Origin of the sequence: Actinomadura soli (genome assembly GCF_005889715.1) — a bacterium.
Lineage (GTDB): Bacteria > Actinomycetota > Actinomycetes > Streptosporangiales > Streptosporangiaceae > Spirillospora > Spirillospora soli.
The window spans coordinates 1-20,615 of the sequence record NZ_VCKW01000026.1 but is presented as its reverse complement, the minus strand read 5'-3'; the positions used below and the strand labels follow the sequence as shown (position 1 = coordinate 20,615).

The following is a 20,615-nucleotide window of genomic DNA, read 5'->3' as shown; positions in this document are numbered from 1 at the left end:
TTATCTGGCACCAGGAGATGGAACCGTCACTTGACCGATGTCACCGAACCGGCGGGGGAATATCGAGCCGACAGCGACCCCGCGCGCGCCGGTTCTCGCCAGGACCGCCGTTCTCGAGTCCGCCCGTTTCCGTCCTGTAGGGATGGTCGCGCAGCCATTAGGAAAGCACGTCGCCCCAGGCGCCTGTCAATGCTCGAACACGGCGCGGCACCCATTCCCGGAAGCCCGGCCTGCCTCCCGTTTATGGAACTCACGCGCTGTCCTGGCGACCAGACAGCGGTTCGGGGCCGCCGAGGACGCCGGATGGCGGCCCGCACGCTGGTCCGGCACCGGTACCGGCCGGCCGGCCGGGCGCCCGGCACCCGCCGCGGCCGGGTCACGATCGGCCGATCTGAGGTATGTTCAGGCCAGCCGGGGCGCGGTCCCTCCCACCACTGGATGTCAATCTCCACAGGTGGGGCAGAAGGCTCTGAATTCCTTGATCCGCGGCTCCGTCCCGACTTTCACTCACCGGACGAATTCCGCACGCCGCGGCCACCGCAGCGGCGTCACCCGGCGCGGACGAACGTCTTTCCAGAGAATGGGAGTTCACAGCGTGCGTTACGAGATTCTGGGACCGCTGCGCGTCATCGACGGAAAGAGCGCGCAGACCGTCAACGCGCAGAAGGTGGAGATCCTGCTGGCCGCGCTGATCATCCGGTCCGGCCAGGTCGTCAGCGCCGACCGGCTCATCAGGGAGATCTGGGGAGAGGAACCGCCGCGCAGTGCCACGGCGGGCCTTTACGTCTACATCTCCCAGATCCGCAAACTGCTCCGGCGTCCCGGAACGCAGCCGAGCCCCGTCCTCACCCGGCCCCCCGGATACGTCCTGACGCTGGCGCCGCCGGACGGGCTCGACCTGCGCGACTTCACGGCCCTGCTGAAAGAGGGCCGGGCCCATCTCAGGAGCAGCGACCACAAGGCCGCGGTGCGCAGCTTCGAGGACGCGCTCGCCCTGTGCCGGGGCCCGCTTCCCGCCGACGCGGCGCGCGGGCCGATCCTCCAGGGGTTCCGCACCTGGCTCAACGAGGCCCAGCTGGAGTGCATGGAGGGCCTGATGGACGCGCGCATGGCCCTCGGGCGGCACCGCGAGCTCGTCAGCGACCTGTACCTGCTCAGCACCGAGCACCCCATCAGGGAGGCGTTCCACCGGCAGCTCATGCTGGCGCTGCACCGCAGCGGATGCCGGGGCGACGCCCTGCTCGCCTACCAGCGGGCCCGCCGGACGCTCCGGGAGGAGCTGGGCGTCGAGCCCGGAGCGGCGCTCCAGGACGTCCAGCGGGCGATCCTGATGGACGACGGCCATTAACGCGACCGGTAGCGGCTGGTGAGCAGCTCCAGCTCCCGGACCGCCTCGCCGGGGGTCGGCTGGGCGAGCAGCTCCGTGCGCAACCGCCCGGCGCCCTCCCGGAACGACGGCTCGTCCAGGAGCCGCACCACGCGCTCGCGGATCCGCTCCCCGCTCAGCTCCCCGGGATCGTCACCCGAGATCCACAGGCCGGCCCCGGCCTGCTCCAGGCGCGGACCGCGCTCGCCGATGTCCGGCAGGACGCGGCCGACCATCAGCTGAGGCAGCTCGTGGGCGATCGAGTCCAGGAACGGGCCGATGCCCCCGTGGTGGATGACGGCCGAGCACGACGGGATGATGACGTGCAACGGCACGAACTCCACCATCCTGGTGTTGTCGGGGACGCGCTTGAGCTCCTTCTGGATCTTCTCCGGCAGCGTCACGACCAGCTCGATGTCCAGGTCGGCCAGGCCGTCCAGCATCCCCTGCAACTGCTCGTTGGAGAGTGCCTGGGCCCAGTCGGCCTGCTCCAGGCTGATCCCGAAGGTGGCCAGGACGCGCCGCTTCGACGGGTCGCGCCGGGTCCAGTCCGGTTCCACGGACGGCCCGTTGTACGGGGTGTAACCGATGGGGACGCTCGGGACGTCCGACTCCAGCCGCAGGGAGCCCACCATCTGGTCGATGGTGAACTGCCCGGTCACCAGCTCCTCGGAGAACGACGCGCCGTACTTCTCCGCCAAGCCTCCGAGCCACTCCTCCAGCGGGTCCTCACGGTCCTCCAGGGGCTGCTGCGCCCGCACCCGCAGGTAGTTCGCCCGCATCCGGGCCTCGGCGTTCAACCCGATCGGCATGCGCGCGTGGGCCGCCCCCACCGCCGCGGCGGCGACCGCGCCCGCGTAGCTCAGGTAGTCCCAGATCACCAGGTCCGGCTTCCACCAGCGGCAGTACTCCACCAGGTCCTCGACCATCGAGTCGTTCATGGCCGCGTGGGTCCGCTTGTACATGCGGTACGCCCATTTCAGGCGCTGCCAGGTGAGTTCCTCTTCGCGGTTCTCGCACATGTCGACCAGGAGGTCGCCCTGCTCGGTGAGCTCCTCGACCTTTCCCAGGACGTCCGCGTCGAGCAGCTTCTCCAGCTTCTCCATGATGGGCTCGTCGGAGCCGACCGGGACCGCCGTCAGCCCCGATCTGGTCATGGCGTCGGTTATCTCGGGCCCGCTGGCGACGCGCACCTCGTGCCCTGCCGCCTGCAAGGCCCACCCCATCGACACGACGAGGTGATAGTGGCTCCGCCAAGGAATGGTGACGAACAGGACGCGCACAGCGGTCAACTCCTAGGTAGATACCGGAACATCGAAAACCCTCGCCGAACCCTCTTAAGGCGACCTTGAACCGTCCTTGGCCTGGACGGCGCCCGTCCGGCGCCCCTCCAGCACCCGGCCGGTCCGGCGGGCCGGATCAGCGGCCGGATCAGCGGTACGACGGTCGCGCGGCCGGGCGAGACGTGCCATCGTGTGCGGCGCCGTTGCCATCGGGCCCGGGCTGCTCGGCGCCCTCCGGCGGCGTCCCCGGCCAGCGCGGCAGGATGCCCTTCGCGCGGGCCTGTGCCAGGGTCGGCGCCCGCGCGTCCTTCTCCGACAGCAGCGGAGGCTCGGTGAACCCCCACGGCAGGGCCAGCTCCGGGTCGAGCGGGTCGATCTCGAACTGGGTGCCCGGCACGTAGACCGTCGACAGGGCGTAGCAGATGCAGGTGTCGTCCGTCAGCGCCAGGAAGCCGTGGCCGAGCCCCTCGGTGAGGTGGACGGCGACACCGTTCTCCGCGCTCAGCACGTTGACGGTGTACCGGCCGAACGTGGGCGAGCCGACGCGCAGGTCGACGGCGATGTCGCGGAACGCGCCGCGGACACAGGTGACGTACTTGGCCTGTCCCGGCGGGATGAGCACCCCGTGCACGCCGCGCAGCGTGTTCCGCCGCGACACCGAGTAGTTGACCTGGCGGACCGTGAACGGTCGCCCGATCGCCTCGCTGACCAGGTCCGTGCGGAGGGACTCGAAGAACGCTCCGCGCTCGTCGGTGTGCCGGTGCGGGGTGATGACATAGGCGCCGGGAACGGCGTCCGTCTCCTCGATCTCCATAGGATCCTCACGCCTCCCTGATCGGGCGCTGTCCTGGCGACCGGACAGCGGTCCAGGCCAGTGGCATCAACGAGAGCGGTAGCGGCCGGCGAGCCGCTCCAGTTCCGGGACGACGTCGCGGGGCGCCGGCTGGGCGAGCAGTTCCGCGCGCAGCCGCGCGGCGCCCTCGCGGAACTCCGGCTCGTCCAGCAGCCGCACGAGCTGCTCCCGGATCCGCTCCCCGCTCAGCTCGCCCGGCGGGATCCACAGCCCGCCCCGGGCCTGCTCCAGCCGGGGTGCGCGGTCCTCGATGTCCGGGACGACGCGGCCGACCATCAGCTGCGGCACCTCGTGGGCGATCGAGTCCAGGAACGCGGGGACTCCCCCGTGATGGATGACGGCCGAACACGACGGGATGACGACGTGCAACGGCACGAACTCCACCATCCTCGTGTTGCCGGGGACGCGCTCCAGCTCCTTCTGGATCTGCTCGGACAGGGTCACGACCAGCTCGATGTCGAGATCGGCGAGGGAGTCCAGCATGTCCTGCACCTGATCGACGACCAGGGCCTGGTAGTCCGCCCCCTCGTCCTGGCTCACCCCGAACGTGGCGAGGACGCGCCGCTTCGACGGGTCGCGGCGGGCCCAGTCCGGGACGACGGCGGGTCCGTTGTACGGGACGTAGCTGATGGGCACATGGGGCACGTCCGACTCCAGCAGCATGGAGCCCACCATCTGGTCGATGGTGAAATGCCCGGTCACCATCTCCTCGGCGAACGACGCGCCGTACTTCTCCGCCCAGCCTCCGAGCCAGTCCGCCAGGGCGTCCTCCCGGTGCTCGGGGGCCTGTTCCGCATGCACCCGCACGAAGTGCCGCCGGAACCGGGCGTCCATGTCGATCGAGGTGGTCATGCGGGCGTGGGCCGCCCCCACCGTCGTGGCCGCGACCGAGCCCGCGTAGCTCAGCCAGTCCCAGAGCACCAGGTCGGGCTTCCACCAGCGGCAGTACTCCACCAGGTCCTCGATCATCGAGTCGTTCATGACCTTGAGGATCTCGGTGAGGTACCGGTTCAGCCAGCGCAGGCGGTCCCAGGTGAGCTTCTCCGCGCGGTTCTCGGCGAAGGCGAACAGCAGGTCGTCGTTCGCCCCGAGCCGTTCCAGGGTGTCGACGATCTCCTGGTGCTCCTCGCTGTACATCTCGCCGAGCTTCTGCAGGACGGGCTCGTCGGAGCCGACCGGGACCGCGGTCAGGCCCGATCCGGTGATGACGTCGGCCAGCTCCGGGCCACTGGCGACACGCACCTCGTGGCCCGCCGTCTGCAGGGCCCACCCCACCGGCACGACGGGCTGGAAGTGAGTCCGCCAGGGAACGGTGACAAACAGGACGCGCACAGCGGTCAACTCCTCCGTAGGCACCAGAACATCGAAAACCCTCGCGGGCCCTCCTAAAGGCGACCTTGAGCTGTTCTTGGCCCGCCCGCCCGCCGCCGAATTACCGCCGAATGGCGCGAAAGGCTGGGCCTAGATCCGCTTTAGCCGCGCGGGCCACACTTGCCGGACCGGTTCGCGTGGAGAACCTACAGAGCGGAAGGCCGGATGACAGGGAGAGTTTCTTGGAACCATTTCCCGCAGGCCCCGTGAACGAAGGGCAAGGCCCGCTCGTGAAAGGAACGCTCACCGGTCAATCGGTCCTCGTGCTGGGCGCCTCCGGCTATCTGGGGCAGCACATCTGCACGGCGTTCGCCGCGGCGGGCGCCCGGGTGGTCCGGGTCGCCCGGGGCGCCCGGCCCGGCGCCGCGGTCACCCACGACGCGGCGAACGGCCACGACGGCGCGAACGGCCACCACGGGGCGAGCAGCACGGTGCGCCTCGACATCGCCGCCGCCGACCTCGCCGAGCTCACCCGCCTGTGCGCCGACGCCGAGGCGCAGGTCGTGGTGAACGCCGTGGGCGCCGTCTGGGAGGCGACCGCGGACCAGATGACCGAGCTCAACGCGCGCCTGGTGGAGCGGCTGACGGACGTCGTCGCCGCCCTGCCGCGGCGGCCCCGCCTCATCCAGCTCGGCAGCGCCCACGAGTACGGGCCGGCGGGCCCGGACGACCTCATCGACGAGGACTGGCCGCCGGCGCCCGCGACCGCCTACGGGCGCACCAAGCTGGCGGGCACCCGCACCGTCGTCGGCGCCGTCCGGAGGCGGGAGGTCGACGGGGTGGTCCTGCGCGTCTCCGTCACGTGCGGGCCGGGCGCCCCCCGGGGCAGCCTCCCCGGGACCGTGGCCGCCCACCTGGCGGCGGGCCAGGACGTCCTGCGGCTCGCACCGCTGCGCGCCCACCGCGACCTGGTGGACGTCCGGGACGTCGCCGACGCCGTCGTCGCCGCGGCGCTGGTCCCGGCGCCCGCACTCGCCGAGGCGGGAGCCGTCGTCAACATCGCCCGGGGCGAGACCATCCCGGTCCGCAAGCTCGTCGACCTGATGATCACCTGCAGCGGCCGGTCGGTCCGCGTGCAGGAGGAGCAGCCCGCCCAGGCGAACCGCTCCGACGCCCTATGGCAGCGCCTGGACATCTCGCGGGCGCGGCGGCTGCTCGGCTGGGCACCGCGCCGGACCCTCACGGACTCGGTGCGCGATCTGCTCACGGCCACGGGGGTGCTCGTCCCCGACGTACCGAACGGTCTCGACTCCGGGACGGCCGCTCGACTCCGGGACGGCCAAGGAAGGACAGCACATGAGTGAACGGGCCGCGCACATCCTCGATGAGGTCCGCAAGTACCACCAGGACAGCGACGGCGGCCGGGGGTTCGTCCCGGGCGTCACGGAGATCTGGCCGTCCGGCGCCGTCCTCGACGAGGAGGACCGGGCCGCGCTCGTCGAGGCCGCGCTGGACATGCGGATCGCGGCGGGCAAGTCGTCCAGGAGGTTCGAGTCGGCCTTCGCCCGCCGGATGGAGCGGCGCAAGGCGCATCTGACCAACTCCGGCTCCTCGGCGAACCTCCTCGCGGTCACCGCGCTCACCTCGCACCAGCTCGGGGACCACCGGCTGATGCCCGGCGACGAGGTGATCACGGTGGCGGCGGGCTTCCCCACGACCGTGAACCCCATCCTGCAGAACGGCCTCGTCCCGGTCTTCGTGGACATCGACCTGCGCACGTACAACACCACCGTCGAGCGCGTCGAGAAGGCCATCGGCCCCCGCACCCGGGCGATCATGATCGCGCACGCGCTCGGCAACCCCTTCGAGGTCGCGGAGGTGGCGGAGCTCGCCGAGGAACGCGACCTGCTGCTGATCGAGGACACGTGCGACGCGGTCGGCACCACCTACAAGGGGCGGCTCGCGGGGACCTTCGGGGACCTCACGACCGTCAGCTTCTACCCGGCCCACCACCTCACCATGGGCGAGGGCGGTTGCGTGCTCACCTCGAACCTGGTCCTGGCCCGGATCGTGGAGTCGCTGCGGGACTGGGGCCGGGACTGCTGGTGCGAGCCGGGCGAGAGCGACACCTGCCGCAAGCGGTTCGGCTACCAGATGGGGACGCTGCCGGCCGGCTACGACCACAAGTACATCTTCTCGCACGTGGGCTACAACCTGAAGGCGACCGATCTCCAGGCGGCGCTCGGCCTGACCCAGCTCGACAAGCTCGACGAGTTCTGCGCGGCGCGGCGGCGCAACTGGCGGCGCCTGCGCGAGGGCCTCGCGGACGTGCCGTGGCTGCTGCTGCCGGAGCCAACGCCGGGCAGCGACCCGAGCTGGTTCGGGTTCATCATCACCGTCGACCCCGAGGCGCCCTTCCGGCGCGCGGAGCTCGTGGACTTCCTGGAGAACCGCAAGATCGGCACGCGCCGGCTGTTCGCCGGGAACCTGACGCGCCATCCCGCCTACGCCGACCGCGATTTCCGGATCTCGGGCGAGCTGACCAACAGCGACCTCGTCACGGAGCACACCTTCTGGGTCGGCGTCTACCCGGGCCTGACCGAGGAGATGATCGACTACGTCATCGCCTCCATCACCGAGTTCGTGGAGGACAACCGATGACCGCCGTGGATGACAAGCGGGTACGGCCGTCGCTCAGGCCGCGGCAGGACGCCGCGCTTCCCGGCCGCGTGGCCCTGTCGGCGGCGACGCTGACGGGCGACTCCGCGGAGGAGATCCGCGGCTGGCTCCACCGGCGCCGCGGCGAGGTCCGGTTCGCGGTGGACCGCATCCCCTTCGACGCCCTCGACGGCTGGTCCTTCGCCCCGGAGACCGGGAACCTCGTCCATCGCAGCGGCCGCTTCTTCACCGTGGAGGGGCTGCGCGTCGGCGTCGGTGAGCAGCCCGCCCGCGTCGAGTGGCAGCAGCCCATCATCGTCCAGGCGGAGGTCGGCATCCTCGGCATCCTGGCCCGGGAGTTCGACGGCGTCCTGCACTTCCTGATGCAGGCCAAGATGGAGCCCGGCAACCCCGAGCTGCTGCAGCTCTCCCCCACCGTGCAGGCCACGTACAGCAACTACACCAAGGTCCACAAAGGTGCGGCCGTCCGCTACCTGGAGTACTTCACCGACCCGTCCCGGGGCCGCGTCCTGTCGGACGTGCTGCAGTCCGAGCACGGCTCCTGGTTCCACCGCAAGCGCAACCGCAACATGATCGTCGAAGCGGTGGGCCCGGTACCGGAGCACGAGGACTTCCGCTGGCTCACCCTGGGCCAGATCCACGAGCTGCTGGCCTACGACAACACGGTGAACATGGACGCGCGCTCGGCTCTGGCCGGCCTGTACGGGCAGAGCGCCGCCCACGCGCTGGGCTCAGACACCGAGCTGCTGTCCTGGCTCGCCGCCCAGCGGTCCGTGACCCCGATCCGCGGCGAACGCGTCCCGCTCGCCAGCGTGCCGGGGTGGACGCGCGGCGCGTCCTCCATCGACCACGAGGACGGGCGGTACTTCCGCGTCGTGGCCGTGTCGGTGCAGGCGGGCAACCGCGAGGTCGGCCACTGGACCCAGCCGCTGTTCGAGCCGCGCGGACAGGGCGTCGTCGCCTTCCTGACCCGCACGATCGAGGGCGTGCCGCACGTGCTGGTCCGCGCCCGCGCGGAGGGCGGCTTCCTGGACGCGGAGCTCGGCCCCACCGTCCAGTGCACGCCCGGCAACCACGCGCACCTGCCCCCGGAGGACCGGCCGCCCTTCCTCGACCTGGTGACCGCCGCGGCCCCGTCCCGGATCCGCTACTGCGCGCTGCACTCCGAGGAGGGCGGCCGTTTCCTGGACGCGGTGAGCCGCTACCTCGTCGTGGAGGCCGGCGAGAGCGAGGCGCCGCTCGACGCGCCGCCCGGATTCCGCTGGGTCTCCCGCGACCAGCTCGCCGCGCTCGCCCAGCACAGCCACTACGTCAGCGTCCAGGCGCGGACGCTCCTGGTGTGCCTGAACACGCTGAAGGAGGCGTAGCGGCGGGCCACGGGACCGGAGCTACGGGATCTCGATCCGGACCGCCTGCCGCTCGACGTCCGCGACCAGCCGGGCCTGGCGCAGGCTCGCCGCCGCGCGGTCGGCCGCTCCGGTCCCCGTCCGCACCGCGTCCGCGAAGTACCGGACGACGTTGGCGAACTGGTCGTCGGCGCGGAGCGTGATCTCCTCGCGGTGGTCCTGCCGCTCGACGCGCAGCACCGGCCGGTGCTCCGGCGGCGGCGTGAACGCCCGGTCGAGCAGCAGCCGCCCGGCGCCGCCCGCGAACTCGCAGCTCGTCCGGTACGAGTGCGCCATCCCGAAGAGCAGGTCGGCCGTCACCCCGCCGGGCGTGCACGCGAGGATCCGCCCGGACGCCACCGCGCCCGTGCCGGCCCGCACCCGCAGCACGGCCGCGACCACCTCGACGCCGGACCCGAGGTAGTACAGGGCCGAGTGGATCGGATAGATGCCCATGTCCAGCAGGGCGCCGCCGCCGACGTCCGGCTGCCAGCGGATGTCGTCCGCGGGGAGCTCCGGGATCGTGAACACGCTCGTGAAGTCGCGCACGTCCCCGATGGCGCCGTCTGCGAGCAGCTCGCGGACGCGGGCGTGCTGCGCGTGGTGCGGGAAGGCGACATTCTCCAGGAGCACGAGCCCCAGCGACTCCGCGAGCCGCAGCAGCCGCACGGTGCTCTCCGCGTCCCCGGTCAGCGGCTTCTCGGCCAGGACGTGCTTGCCCGCGCGCAGCGCCTCCTCGACCCACCGGGCGTGCAGCATCGCGGGCAACGGCACGTAGACGGCGTCGATGCCGGAGGACGCCAGCAGCGCCTCGTACCCCACCACCGGTTCGCAGCCGAACGCGGCCGCGAACCGGGCCGCCTTGGCCGCGTCCCGGCTGGCGACGGCGGCCACCTCGACACCCGGCGCGGCGGCCATCGCCGGGAGGGTGCGGCGCCACGCGATGTCCGCGCAGCCGAGGACGCCGAAGCGCAGCGGTCGTGGTGGTGCTGCCACAAGTTCCTCCAGAGGGACGCCGGGGCTCGTTAAGCCTGTCACGCTGTCATGCCCGGTCACGTGGTCATGCGGTGTCACTGGTCATGCGGTGGCACTGGGTCATGCCGTGGCGCCGCGGCCGAGCGGCTCCCACCAGGCGCGGTTCTCCTGGTACCAGGCCACCGTCTCGGCGAGGCCGGACTCGAAGTCGCGCCGGGGACGGTAGCCGAGCTCGCCGCGGGCCTTGCCGTCGTGAATCGAGTAGCGCCAGTCGTGGCCCTTGCGGTCCTCCACGTAGCGCACCTGGTCCCAGCTGCCGCCGCACTCCTTGAGCAGCAGCTCGGTGAGCTCCAGGTTGCTCAGCTCGGTGCCGCTGCCGAGGTTGTAGACCTCGCCGGGACGGCCGCCCGCGCGCACCAGGTCGATGCCGAGGCAGTGGTCCTCGACGTGCAGCCAGTCGCGGACGTTCTTGCCGTCGCCGTACAGCGGCACCTCGCCGCCGGTGAGCAGCCGCGAGATGAACAGCGGGATGACCTTCTCCGGGAACTGCCGCGGCCCGTAGTTGTTGCTGCAGCGGGTGACCCGGACGTCCAGGCCGTGGGTGCGGTGGTAGGAGAGGGCGATCAGGTCGGAGGCCGCCTTGGACGCCGCGTAGGGCGAGTTGGGGCCGAGGGGGTCCTCCTCGGTGAAGGAGCCGGTCGTGATGGAGCCGTAGACCTCGTCGGTGGACACGTGCACGAACCGGCCGGCCTCGTGGCGGAGCGCCGCGTCCAGGAGCGTCTGGGTGCCGGTCACGTTGGTGCGCACGAACGCGTCCGCGCCGGCGATGGACCGGTCGACGTGGGACTCGGCAGCGAAGTGCACCACCTGGTCGGCCCTGGCGACGAGCCGGTCGACGAGCTCGGCGTCGCAGATGTCGCCCTGGACGAAGCTGAGCCGCGGGTGGGTGAGATCGAGGTTGTCGAGCCTGCCGGCGTAGGTGAGCTTGTCGAGCACGGTGACGTGGGAGACCTCGGCCGCCGTGCCGAAGGGGCGGGGGCCGAGCAGCGCGCGCACGTACGCGGATCCGATGAACCCGGCGGCGCCGGTGATCAGGAGATGCATCATTCCTCCAGGAAGCTGGCGGGTGCCGGGTTCAGGCGGTGCCGGCGGGCGCTGTCCATGACGTACCGGCCGTAGGGCGAACCGCTCATCTCGGCGCCGAGTTCGTAGCAGGCCTCCGTGCTGATGAAGCCCATGTACATCGCGATCTCCTCGACGCAGCCGAGGCGCGTGCCCTGGTGGTGCTGCGTGTCCCGGACGAACCGCCCGGCGTCGAGAAGGGACTCGTGGGTCCCGGTGTCCAGCCAGGTGACGCCCCTGCCGAGCCAGACCAGATCGGCGCGCCCCTCCGCCAGGTACGCGCGCAGGACGTCGGTGATCTCCAGTTCGCCGCGCGCGGAGGGCCGCAGGCCCTGCGCGATGTCCGTCACGGTGTCGTCGAAGAAGTACAGGCCAGGGATCGCGAGATTGGAACGCGGGTGCTCCGGCTTCTCCTCGATGGAGATGAGCTGCCCCTTCGCGTCGATCTCGGCGACGCCGAAGTGCTGGGGCTCGGCCACCTGGTGGCCGAACAGGACGCAGCCGCGCATCTCCTGCGCGGCCCTGCGGAGCCTGGACGGCAGCTTCGCGCCGTGGAAGAGGTTGTCACCCAGGATCAGGGCGCACTCCTCCCCCTTGATGTGGTCGGCGCCGACGCGGAAGGCGTCGGCGATCCCCCGTGGCTCGTCCTGGGCCGCGTAGTCGATGCGCATGCCGAGCCTGCCGCCGTCCCCGAACAGCCTGCGGAACAGGTCGATCTCCGTGGGACGGGCGATGATGAGCACGTCGTCGATGCCCGTGAGCATGAGCACGGACATCGGGTAATAGATCATGGGCTTGTCGTAGACCGGGGCGAGCTGCTTGGAGCCCACGAGGGTGAGGGGCTGCAGCCGCGTCCCGTTCCCGCCCGCCAGCACAATGCCCTTCACCGGTTTAAGGCCTCGGAACAGGGGCGTGCGGCCATTCGGCGCGCCGCCCGGAAAGTCCGGTGGACCACATCTCCTCCATTTGTCGCAGACAAAAGCGATGCGCCACATCCTGGGCTGCCCGTCCAAAGCGAATCTTGGGCCGGCCAAAAACCGTGGCGGTACTCCGTGAATTTCCGTCGGCTCGGGAATCGGCGAGGCAATAACTGCCGGGGCCGCGATGAGAATGCGTTCATCCCGGCCTGTCCCGCGCGCCGGGTCAGGCGTTCAGGCTCGGCAGCTCACGCTCGGCCCGCCGATGGATGATGGAGTCGGCGATCTCGCCGCTGCGGATGGCGGTGTTCGACAGCAGCGACGAGGTCAGGCCGTGCGAGTGCTCGGTCCCGCCCTGGAGGTAGATGCCGCAGGACAGGCCAGGGGTGACGAGCCGGTAGTCCCGCTGCACCTGGTAGCGCCCCTCCTCGTCGCGTGCGCAGAACCGGTCCAGGTCGCCGAGCAGCCCGGCCGGCTCCATCGCGTCGTAGCCGGTGGCGAAGACCAGCACGTCGACCTCCAGCTCGCCCGCGTTGCCGTCCAGCAGCGACGACAGGGACACGTGGATCCTGTCGCCGGCCCGTTTGACCCCCTCGACCCGCGTCAGGTTGAGGAACCGCAGCCGCGCGGCGCCGCACAGCTCCTCCTCGTACGAGCGCTGGTAGAGGTCGCGGATGACCTCGTCGTCGACGACCGAGTAGTTGGTGTTGCGGTGGTAGTTCCAGAACGCCTCGCGCGTCCGGTCGCTGCCGAAGTAGTACTCGTCCACGGCGCCGGGATCGAAGACCTGGTTGGCGAAGGGCGTGTCATCGGCGATGGAGTAGCCGTAGGACGGGACGACCGAGGTGACCTCGGCGCCCGGGAGGTTCTCGTGCAGGAACCGGGTGATCTCGGCCGCGCTCTGCCCGGCTCCGACCACCGCCACCCGCGCGAGGTCGCCGGGTTTCGTCCGCCCGTACTTCTCCAGGAACTCGGAGCTGTGCCAGACCCGGTCGTCCCGGTCGACACCGGCGGGCATGCGCGGCACCAGCCCCGTCGAGATGGCGACGTTGCGGGCGTTGACGGTGTCCGTCCCCGCCGCGGTGCGAACGCGCAACCACAGGTGATCGGCCGTCTCGGGCCCGGTGCCGGGCGGCAGCCGGATCTCCTCCACTGTCGCGCCGTAGCGGACGCGGTCGGTGAAGCCGGAGGCGGCCCATTCGAGGTACTGGTGGAACTCCTGGCGCGTCGGGAAGAAGCTCTGGTTGTTGGCGAACCTCGCCAGGCGGCCCATCTCGTGCAGATACGCGATGAAGCTGAACCGCGACATGGGATTGCGGAAGGTGGCCAGATCCTTCAGGAAGGTCACCTGCATGGTCGTCGACGGCAGCAGCATGCTGCGATGCCAGCCGAATGCGGGCTGCCGTTCGAAGAAGGCGGCCGCGGGCGGACGCTCCGACGCGTTGGCCCAGTGTTCCTCCAGGGCGATGGCGAGCGACAGATTCGACGGGCCGAATCCGATGCCGACCACATCGTATGCCTCGTAACCGGTACGCACAGACATCTCTCCCTTAGCGCTGCCGAGACAGGGAGTCCGGCACTTTTAGCGGGCGAATTCCGGCAGCCATGGCACGGATACCGCCATTCTTGCCGGGCCGGGTCCGGAGCCGTGCATTCGCTGTTGCGCCGAAGAATACCTGGGGTCAACTTAAGGGGAAACGTGTCCCTTCAACAGTCGCCGTCCGGCGGAGCCCTGTCCTGCCGACAGGACAGCAACGCACGCGACCGGCGCGGAGGATGTGAATTCACAATGTTCGTTCCCAGCTTCTATCGCGAGCCCGACGGCGCCTGGATGGCCGAGCTCGTCCGCGGCAATCCGCTGGCCCTGGCCGTGATCAACGGCGGCGACGCGGAGGGGCCGTTCGCCACCCACCTGCCGGTGATCCCCGATCCGGCCGCGCATCCCGACTGGCCAGGCGACCTGGAGGGCGCCACGCTCCTGGGCCACATGAACAGGATGAACCCGCACTGGGAGGCGCTGGAGACGGGCGCCGCCATCCTGCTGACGTTCAGCGGCCCGCACGCCTACGTCTCGCCGGCCCTGTACGAGGTGACGCCCGCCGCGCCCACCTGGAACTTCACTGCGGTGCACGTCCGCGGGACGGTCCAGAAGATCGAGTCGGTCGAGGAGACGCTGGAGGTGGTCCGGTCCACCGCGCTGGCGTTCGAGGCCGATTTCGGCGCCGGGTGGGACCAGTCCGAATCGCTCGGCTACTTCCGCCGGATCGTCACGGGCGTGGGCGCGTTCCGGGTCACGGTCACGAGCGCCAAGGGCATGTTCAAGCTCAGCCAGGAGCAGCCGGCGGAGGTCTTCGAGCGCGTCCAGAAATCGTTCGACGGAAGCGAATGCACCCGGCACCGGGAAACGGCTCGCCTGATGGGCAGGTTGCCGCGCTGAGCCCGGAAGTTCCCGGCCGGGGCCATTCCAAGGTTCCTGATCGGTAACTATTCCACCCGAGCGTTCCGTCGGTAGGGTGTGCTCGCTGTGGGTAACCAGAAGAGGACACGATCGGGGCCCGCCGTTCCGCGCGGGCCCCATCGAAGTCACACCGGCCCTCAATGATCAGCGTGCTGGACGGCCCCATCGGCCCGGCATTCACCCCACCGTGCACACCCCTGAATGCCTACGCGCGCACGGCTCGAATTGGAGTGGACGATGAGCACCAATCCCTTTGACGACCCGAACGGCCTGTTCTACGTCCTGAGGAACGATGAGGAGCAGCATTCGCTGTGGCCGTCGTTCACCGACGTCCCGGCCGGCTGGACGGTCGTGTTCGGTGAGGAGGACCGCCAGCAGTGCCTGGACTTCATCGAGGAGAACTGGGCCGACATGAGGCCGAGGAGCCTGCGCGACGCCATGGCCGCGGACCGGGCCTCCAACGGCCGGGCCTGAGCCTCGCGCCGCCTCGCGCCGCCCCGCGCCATCTCGTGGCGCCTCGCCGGCCGGGACACCGTCCCGCCCGCCGGGTGAACATGGCACCGGGCCCGTTGCATCCCCCAGGGGAAACGGGCCCGGCCACTTCAAGAAGATCTGGACGTTTCCGTGCCCGCCGGCCTACCGCGCAGGGGCGGGACACGGGACGAAACTAGTCCTCGACCTCTTCCAGGACTCGCTCGGCGGCGCGGTCCAGAGTCGCCAGGACCCACTGCTGGAAATCGATTCCAGACTGCGTCGCGGCCCGGTGCCACCGCTGAAGGTGACTACCCGGGACGGCCAGCCGCCGCGTTTCCTCCGTTCGTTCCGGCTGCTCTGGTTTCGTCAGGTCGAGCGCCTCGCCGTCGCGGGCCACGCGAATGGCCTTGCGCAGCTGCTTGGTCGTCCATTTCATCTTCTCCGCGCGGTCGAGCCAGCTGTCCTGCTCCTGCACCGGAAGGGAGGCCACTTCGGCGTGGTGCTGGAAGCTCAGGGCCGGCCGCCGTCTGTGTAAATCGAATCGCCCGGACACCCACGCGTAATTCCGCAGGGTCTGATATTGTAAGCCGACGGCGCGAATACCGCGCTCGTATCGGTCGGTATAGTTCTCCTTTCCGTAGATGAGCCAGTCTCCGAGCCACCACAGTGACGAATTCACGAGGCCGGAGAGCTGATGGCCGGCTCGCTCCCAGTCTTCGAAGGCCAGCCCGGCGGGTATCTGCAGCCCCACCTTCGTGGTCAGCACCTGGCTGCGCGCCGTCGGGTCGTCCGGCACGGGCCGCCGCGGCCCCGGCTGCGGGGGGCGGCGGAAGAGAACGGATTTTGTTCCTTGATGGTCACTGGTTCGGTTCGGCATTGATCCTCCGCACGAATACCGCAACGACAGCTTGCGGACGTGTTCGGACTAGGGGCGGATATGTCCGGATAAGGACGATTTGGGTCACATGGGGCATCGCAGGGAGCAGCTGGTCGCATACGTCGGCCAACTATCGGGAGCGTCAGACCAGATTTCCCCGTCCCGGCGGCGATAACCGATCAAGGTCGTTCACCGACGGCCGTCCGACACGCATTTTACGCGCCCGCGGCGCCGGCCCGCTCACGCCCCTTTCCACGATCTCCATGGCCGCTCGGCATCCGCGATCGGAACAACCGGGGAACGCCGGTTTCGACGCGATCACGGATTATCATGCCGGCGCTACGGCGGGACGGAGCGGGCGTTATCCCCGAGCCTGCGTCTTCGATCACCCCGTCGTCCTTCCTTCCCCGTCGGAGCCGCTCAGGCTCCGGCCACACGACCGCACTCAGAGGCCGTCGTTCACTGCGTGATCAGGGCGTACGGACTGCGGCGTCACATCCCACCGGGCACACCCCGGGCCTGGGAGCGGCGCCCCCGCGCTACCTCTTGTCCATGGCCTCGATCAGGCTGTCGGGTCGCATGTCGGTCCAGGACTTCTCGATGTGGTCCAGGCACTCCTGGCGGGCGGCCTCCCCGAAGACCGCTCTCCAACCGCCGGGCACGTCGACGAAAACCGGCCAGAGCGAATGCTGTCCCTCGTCGTTGACCAGAACCAGGTACATGGCGTCTGGGTCTTCGAATGGGTTCGTCACCACGATGTCCCTTCTAGAGAGATCGATTCGAGGAGTCATGTTCGGATCCGCTTTCCGGAGTCCTAGCCGCCACGCAGACAATGATTAGCGATCAGGGAGGCGCATGGTCAAGTGCGGCCACGTCGCCAGTTGGACAGTCTGGGACGTCCGTTTCCGGCCACAAAAACACGGGGCCTCGCCACCGCGACCGCCACCGACTGAGAGTGGTCGCGGTGTTCGAAGTTCCGCTGTTCGATGAGGCACTCGGTAGCGGGATAATCGCACCCGGTCACGCAGACCTCTTAACCTTTGGTGCAAGTGCGGCCCGGCGGCCGCGAGAGGCGAGGCTCAGGCCGCTGCCCGGCGGGTCCTCGGGCGGCTGAGATGATCGCAGCTCCCGCAGTTCTCCCGCGAACGACCGCAATACCTGCGCGCAGGCGTGGCTCAACTCCGCCATCAAATCCAGGCGGTGCGGAGGCAGCCCCTTTTTGATGGCCTCTTCGTCGCGGACGACCGCCTGGCACGCGTCGAACATGCGCAGCAGCGTCCGGCCCGCATCGGTATGGCGCAGCGACGGGTCCCTGCGCAGCCGCTCGACGACGGCGGTGAGGTTCGAGATCACTTTGGCCGGCGCGTCCTCCGGCGCGGTGCCGCAGACCTCCAGGCCCTCGTCCGCCCGGGGGCGCCCCGGCTTGGCGGCGCGCCGCGCGGGGACCGGGTCTTCACCACGGTGGATCCGGTCGCGCACGTCCGCGACGGTGGCGGGAGAGATGCCGGCCGCCCGGGCGATCTTGCGGAGCGAGGCGTCCGGGTCGCTGGCGAGCAGCTTCGCGGCGCGCTCCCTGCCGGCGGCGCCGTCCACCGGGCGGGCCCGCCCGTCCCGGCCGATCCTGACGGCGGGCTGCAGGACGTGGCCGGCGCCCTCCCGCCGCAGCGCCCCGACCCTCTTGGCGGACAACCCCACCACGAGCGCGACCATCCGGTCCGACCATTCGGGGTGGCCGACGAAGATGCGTTCGGCCGCCGCCACACGGTCCTTCTGCGAGAGGGGCAGCCCGTTCCGGATGTTGGCCGCGACCGAGAGCACGAACACATCGGCCTCGGTGCCGTGGAAGAAGCGCGCCTCGATCTCCTCCTCGCCGCGCAGCATCGCGGCCCGGAGGCGATGCATGCCGTCGATGACCCTCCGAGAGGGCAGGTGCACCAGGATCGGGGGCATGGCCGCGCCCGACTCCGCGAGCATCCGCACGTGCTCCGCGTCCTCACCGTCCACCCGCGGCGATTCCGACATCACCAGCGATTCGATGGGCACGCGTACCGCCGCGGAGCGCTCGACGCCCTCCTGCTGTAACGACAGATGCCTGGCGAAGGCATCCTCCCCGAAGTCCCGGTCATGCGCAGTACCGTCCAATTCGACCCAGCCCCCAATGGAATGATCGAAGCGATCCACGAAGAAGAACCATTACCGTTCGTTGTACCGAGGCTCATGCGCGAGAGCCTGCAGCCGACCCGGTGCGGGGAAGAAGGTCACCGAATGACGCCGTTCGGCTACTCCGTTCAAAAACGGCCGGACCGCCTCGTCGGGGACGTCCCAACGCTGGATCCAGACGCCGGATACCTTTCGGCCTCCCTTTCGCGATTGGTCCAGATGCGGTTGTCATTCGACATTAATAAGACAGTCCTAACCGATGGCTAACCGAACCCGTTAGCCGAGGTCACCGGCGGCGGACGCGTGGACCGAAGGTCCCGGCGGGCCGCCGCTGTTCGGCACCACCGGCCGCGCCGCCGCGCAGGTGCGGTGGTGTATCGCCGCCGTCTGCGTCAGTGGTCCGCCTACCTGCGCTGACCCCCACCTGCCGACGTTCGTGGAACGGAGGGGCGAGGGGTAAGGATGATGCATGAGCAAGGTCAAGCGGTTGCCCCGAGGGGTGTACGAGCCGGAGCTGGCCCGGCTCCAGACGGAACTGGTCAAGCTGCAGGAATGGGTCCGCGACGAGGGCGCCCGCGTCGTCGTGGTGTTCGAGGGACGGGACGCGGCCGGCAAGGGCAGCACGATCAAACGGGTCACCGAGTACCTCAACCCTCGCGTCGCCCGGATCGTGGCGCTGCCCGCGCCGACCGACCGCGAGCGTACGCAGTGGTACTTCCAGCGCTACACCGAGCACCTGCCCGCCGCCGGAGAGATCGTCCTGTTCGACCGGTCCTGGTACAACCGGGCGGGCGTCGAGCGCGTCATGGGCTTCTGCACCAAGCAGGAGTACACGCGCTTCCTCCACCAGTGCCCGATCTTCGAGCGGCTGCTGGTCGAGGACGGCATCCTGCTGCGCAAGTACTGGTTCTCGGTCAGCGACGCCGAGCAGGAACGCCGCTTCCGCAGCCGGCTCGACGACCCGACGCGGCGGTGGAAGCTGTCGACGATGGACCTGGAGTCCATCACCCGCTGGGAGGACTACTCGCGCGCCAAGGACGAGATGTTCGTCCACACCGACATTCCCGAGGCGCCCTGGTACGTCGTGGAGAGCGAGGACAAACGGCGCGCACGGATCAACATGATCGCGCACCTGCTGTCGACGATCCCCTACCACGCCGTGGAGCGCCCGCCGCTGAAGCTGCCCAAACGGCCTCCCCCGAAAGGCTACGAGCGGTCACCGCGCGACATGCAGTCCTACGTCCCCGACCACTCCGCGACCCTTCCCAGATGACGCCGGAGCCGCCTGTGACGGCGCGGAGGCTGACCCCGGCCGCTTGACTCCCCCAGGTTCCTCAACGAATATTGACTCAATCATGGTTGAGATGAATGGGATCGAGCGGCGGGCGGCCGTCCACGCGGCGCTGGGCGAGCGGGTCCGGCTGGCCATCGTCGACCACCTGCTGCTGGGCGACGCCACGCCCGGCGAGTTGGGCGCGGCGCTGGGCGTGCCGTCCAACCTGCTGGCCCATCACCTGCGGGTCCTGGCCGAGGCCGGGGTGATCGACAGGACGCGCTCGGAGGCCGACCGGCGGCGGACCTACGTGCGGCTGGCGCCGGGCGCACTGGACGCGCTGGCTCCGGCCGCGTGGGTCCGGGCGGTGGCGGCATCACGGGTGGTGTTCGTCTGCACCCGCAACTCGGCGCGCTCGCAGCTCGCCGCGGCCCTGTGGACGCGGCGCAGCCCGGTCCCCGCGGCGTCGGCGGGCACCCATCCCGGTCCGCGCGTGCACCGGCGCGCGATCGCGGTCGCGCACCGGCACGGCCTGGTCCTCCACGGGCACGGCACGCGGCACGTCCACGACGTGGTCGGCGCGGGCGACCTGGTCGTGGCCGTCTGCGACAACGCCTACGAGGAACTCGATCCCAAACCGCGCCTGCACTGGTCGGTGCCCGACCCCATCGGCGCCGGCACCGGCGCCGCGTTCGAGTCCGCCTTCACCGAGATCGCGTCCCGCGTCGACCGGCTCACCGCGGCCGTCCGGCCCCGGGACGGCGAGACCGTCCCTGAGTGACCGACCATCCCTGGGAGGGATGCCCCGATGTCCGAGAGCCCGAGCACGGAGGCGTACCGGCGCGCCGACCTGAGCGTCGACCAGCAGCATGCCCTGTTCACCGCGGCCCGCCGCCTGGCCGACGAGTTCTCCGGCACCTTCGGCGCCGAGACCGTCGACCGGTACCTGCACACCAGCTACGACCAGTTCGCCGGACGCGCGACCGTGCCGCACTTCCTGCCGCTGCTCGCCGAGCGGTTCGCCCGCCAGCGCCTGCTCGCCCTGGCCCGCGTCGAGGGCAAGGACACCAGCGGTACCCCGATCGTGCTGTTCCTGTGCGTGCACAACGCCGGACGCTCCCAGATGGCGCTGGGCTTCTTCACGCACCTGGCCGAAGACCGGGCGATCGGGTGGTCGGGCGGGTCCGAACCCGGCGACCAGATCAACCCCGCCGCCGTCCAGGCGATGCGCGAGGCCGGCATTGACATCACCGCCGAGTTCCCCAAGCCCTGGACCACCGAGATCGCCCAGGCCGCCGACGTCATCGTCACCATGGGCTGCGGCGACGCCTGCCCCGTCTTCCCCGGCAAGCGCTACCTGGACTGGACCCTCGACGACCCCCGCGGCAGGGACGTGGCGGCCGTCCGCCCCATCCGGGACGAGATCGAACGACGCGTCCGCGCCCTTCTGGACGACCTGAAGGTCCCCACCCGCGCCTGACC

At 70.2% G+C, this 20,615-nt stretch carries 19 protein-coding genes; 9 read left to right on the top strand and 10 right to left on the bottom strand.

Features of this window, described 5'->3' with window-relative positions:
- Nucleotides 1-595 precede the first annotated feature (595 nt).
- The gene (locus tag ETD83_RS07510; RefSeq protein WP_138644327.1) at nt 596-1,348 is read left to right on the top strand and encodes an AfsR/SARP family transcriptional regulator; all 753 of its coding nucleotides are present in this window, start codon (nt 596-598) and stop codon (nt 1,346-1,348) included.
- Here the strand turns inward: ETD83_RS07510 and ETD83_RS07505 are convergent.
- The 3 genes from ETD83_RS07505 to ETD83_RS07495 all read right to left on the bottom strand — a co-directional run bounded on the left by ETD83_RS07505 (nt 1,345) and on the right by ETD83_RS07495 (nt 4,834).
- Nucleotides 1,345-2,649 (bottom strand): activator-dependent family glycosyltransferase, encoded by a 1,305-nt coding sequence (locus ETD83_RS07505; protein ID WP_230420751.1) that lies wholly within the window; start codon nt 2,647-2,649, stop codon nt 1,345-1,347. The genes ETD83_RS07510 and ETD83_RS07505 overlap by 4 nt on opposite strands.
- A 148-nt stretch (nt 2,650-2,797) precedes the next feature.
- Nucleotides 2,798-3,463, bottom strand: a complete 666-nt coding sequence (locus ETD83_RS07500) for a dTDP-4-dehydrorhamnose 3,5-epimerase family protein (protein ID WP_138644325.1) — start codon at nt 3,461-3,463, stop codon at nt 2,798-2,800.
- A gap of 66 nt (nt 3,464-3,529) precedes the next feature.
- Nucleotides 3,530-4,834 carry an activator-dependent family glycosyltransferase gene (locus ETD83_RS07495; protein ID WP_171064062.1) on the bottom strand — a complete coding sequence of 435 codons (1,305 nt, stop codon included), beginning with the start codon at nt 4,832-4,834 and terminating at the stop codon, nt 3,530-3,532.
- A 245-nt stretch (nt 4,835-5,079) separates the two neighbouring features.
- Between ETD83_RS07495 and ETD83_RS07490 the strand changes: the two genes are divergently transcribed.
- From ETD83_RS07490 to ETD83_RS07480, 3 genes are read left to right on the top strand one after another with little or no spacing between them, the layout of a single operon-like run.
- Nucleotides 5,080-6,177, top strand: a complete 1,098-nt coding sequence (locus ETD83_RS07490; protein ID WP_171064061.1) for an NAD-dependent epimerase/dehydratase family protein — start codon at nt 5,080-5,082, stop codon at nt 6,175-6,177.
- Entirely contained in the window at nt 6,170-7,474 is a 1,305-nt protein-coding gene (gene rfbH, locus ETD83_RS07485; protein WP_138644322.1) for a lipopolysaccharide biosynthesis protein RfbH, read from the top strand. The genes ETD83_RS07490 and rfbH overlap by 8 nt, the downstream gene beginning before the upstream one ends.
- Entirely contained in the window at nt 7,471-8,859 is a 1,389-nt protein-coding gene (locus ETD83_RS07480) for an NDP-hexose 2,3-dehydratase family protein (protein ID WP_138644321.1), read from the top strand. Before rfbH ends, ETD83_RS07480 begins: the two co-directional genes overlap by 4 nt.
- 21 nt (nt 8,860-8,880) lie before the next feature.
- Here ETD83_RS07480 and ETD83_RS07475 read toward each other — a convergent pair whose 3' ends face one another.
- The 4 genes from ETD83_RS07475 to ETD83_RS07460 all read right to left on the bottom strand — a co-directional run bounded on the left by ETD83_RS07475 (nt 8,881) and on the right by ETD83_RS07460 (nt 13,434).
- Nucleotides 8,881-9,873, bottom strand: coding sequence for a Gfo/Idh/MocA family protein (locus ETD83_RS07475; protein ID WP_138644320.1), 993 nt, complete (start codon nt 9,871-9,873; stop codon nt 8,881-8,883).
- 99 nt (nt 9,874-9,972) lie between these two features.
- A complete protein-coding gene (gene rfbB, locus ETD83_RS07470; RefSeq protein WP_138644339.1) occupies nt 9,973-10,956 on the bottom strand; it encodes a dTDP-glucose 4,6-dehydratase in 984 nt (327 codons plus the stop codon).
- Entirely contained in the window at nt 10,956-11,861 is a 906-nt protein-coding gene (gene rfbA, locus ETD83_RS07465; protein WP_138644319.1) for a glucose-1-phosphate thymidylyltransferase RfbA, read from the bottom strand. The genes rfbB and rfbA overlap by 1 nt, the downstream gene beginning before the upstream one ends.
- Before the next feature lie 256 nt (nt 11,862-12,117).
- Nucleotides 12,118-13,434, bottom strand: a complete 1,317-nt coding sequence (locus ETD83_RS07460; RefSeq protein WP_171064060.1) for a lysine N(6)-hydroxylase/L-ornithine N(5)-oxygenase family protein — start codon at nt 13,432-13,434, stop codon at nt 12,118-12,120.
- 246 nt (nt 13,435-13,680) lie between these two features.
- Here ETD83_RS07460 and ETD83_RS07455 point away from each other — a divergent pair, with 246 nt between their 5' ends.
- Together ETD83_RS07455 and ETD83_RS07450 are read left to right on the top strand one after the other, a co-directional pair.
- Nucleotides 13,681-14,328, top strand: coding sequence for an FMN-binding negative transcriptional regulator (locus ETD83_RS07455; protein ID WP_138644318.1), 648 nt, complete (start codon nt 13,681-13,683; stop codon nt 14,326-14,328).
- A 258-nt stretch (nt 14,329-14,586) separates the two neighbouring features.
- Nucleotides 14,587-14,823, top strand: coding sequence for an MbtH family protein (locus ETD83_RS07450; RefSeq protein ID WP_138644317.1), 237 nt, complete (start codon nt 14,587-14,589; stop codon nt 14,821-14,823).
- Nucleotides 14,824-15,016: 193 nt separating this feature from the next.
- Here ETD83_RS07450 and ETD83_RS07445 read toward each other — a convergent pair whose 3' ends face one another.
- From ETD83_RS07445 to ETD83_RS07435, 3 genes are all read right to left on the bottom strand, one after another.
- A complete protein-coding gene (locus tag ETD83_RS07445; protein ID WP_171064059.1) occupies nt 15,017-15,700 on the bottom strand; it encodes an LmbU family transcriptional regulator in 684 nt (227 codons plus the stop codon).
- A gap of 539 nt (nt 15,701-16,239) precedes the next feature.
- Complete coding sequence (locus ETD83_RS07440; protein ID WP_329602686.1) at nt 16,240-16,452, bottom strand: MbtH family protein; 213 nt, start codon at nt 16,450-16,452, stop codon at nt 16,240-16,242.
- A 268-nt stretch (nt 16,453-16,720) separates the two neighbouring features.
- A complete protein-coding gene (locus ETD83_RS07435) occupies nt 16,721-17,743 on the bottom strand; it encodes a ParB/RepB/Spo0J family partition protein (RefSeq protein WP_205717536.1) in 1,023 nt (340 codons plus the stop codon).
- A gap of 586 nt (nt 17,744-18,329) precedes the next feature.
- Between ETD83_RS07435 and ppk2 the strand changes: the two genes are divergently transcribed.
- The 3 genes from ppk2 to ETD83_RS44260 all read left to right on the top strand — a co-directional run bounded on the left by ppk2 (nt 18,330) and on the right by ETD83_RS44260 (nt 20,613).
- Complete coding sequence (gene ppk2 / locus ETD83_RS07430; protein ID WP_138644316.1) at nt 18,330-19,133, top strand: polyphosphate kinase 2; 804 nt, start codon at nt 18,330-18,332, stop codon at nt 19,131-19,133.
- An 82-nt stretch (nt 19,134-19,215) separates the two neighbouring features.
- The gene (locus ETD83_RS07425) at nt 19,216-19,914 is read left to right on the top strand and encodes an arsenate reductase/protein-tyrosine-phosphatase family protein (RefSeq protein ID WP_230420749.1); all 699 of its coding nucleotides are present in this window, start codon (nt 19,216-19,218) and stop codon (nt 19,912-19,914) included.
- Nucleotides 19,915-19,941: 27 nt separating this feature from the next.
- Complete coding sequence (locus ETD83_RS44260; protein WP_138644315.1) at nt 19,942-20,613, top strand: arsenate reductase ArsC; 672 nt, start codon at nt 19,942-19,944, stop codon at nt 20,611-20,613.
- Nucleotides 20,614-20,615 lie beyond the last annotated feature (2 nt).

Excerpts from the sequence above, each read along its gene's own strand:
- ETD83_RS07500 (WP_138644325.1), bottom strand. The coding sequence starts at position 3,463 with ATGGAGATCGAGGAGACGGACGCCGTTCCCGGCGCCTATGTCATCACC.
- rfbH (WP_138644322.1), top strand. The coding sequence starts at position 6,170 with ATGAGTGAACGGGCCGCGCACATCCTCGATGAGGTCCGCAAGTACCAC.
- ETD83_RS07480 (WP_138644321.1), top strand. The coding sequence starts at position 7,471 with ATGACCGCCGTGGATGACAAGCGGGTACGGCCGTCGCTCAGGCCGCGG.
- rfbB (WP_138644339.1), bottom strand. The coding sequence starts at position 10,956 with ATGCATCTCCTGATCACCGGCGCCGCCGGGTTCATCGGATCCGCGTAC.
- ETD83_RS07460 (WP_171064060.1), bottom strand. The coding sequence starts at position 13,434 with ATGTCTGTGCGTACCGGTTACGAGGCATACGATGTGGTCGGCATCGGA.
- ETD83_RS07455 (WP_138644318.1), top strand. The coding sequence starts at position 13,681 with ATGTTCGTTCCCAGCTTCTATCGCGAGCCCGACGGCGCCTGGATGGCC.
- ETD83_RS07450 (WP_138644317.1), top strand. The coding sequence starts at position 14,587 with ATGAGCACCAATCCCTTTGACGACCCGAACGGCCTGTTCTACGTCCTG.
- ETD83_RS07445 (WP_171064059.1), bottom strand. The coding sequence starts at position 15,700 with ATGCCGAACCGAACCAGTGACCATCAAGGAACAAAATCCGTTCTCTTC.
- ppk2 (WP_138644316.1), top strand. The coding sequence starts at position 18,330 with ATGAGCAAGGTCAAGCGGTTGCCCCGAGGGGTGTACGAGCCGGAGCTG.
- ETD83_RS07425 (WP_230420749.1), top strand. The coding sequence starts at position 19,216 with ATGGTTGAGATGAATGGGATCGAGCGGCGGGCGGCCGTCCACGCGGCG.
- ETD83_RS44260 (WP_138644315.1), top strand. The coding sequence starts at position 19,942 with ATGTCCGAGAGCCCGAGCACGGAGGCGTACCGGCGCGCCGACCTGAGC.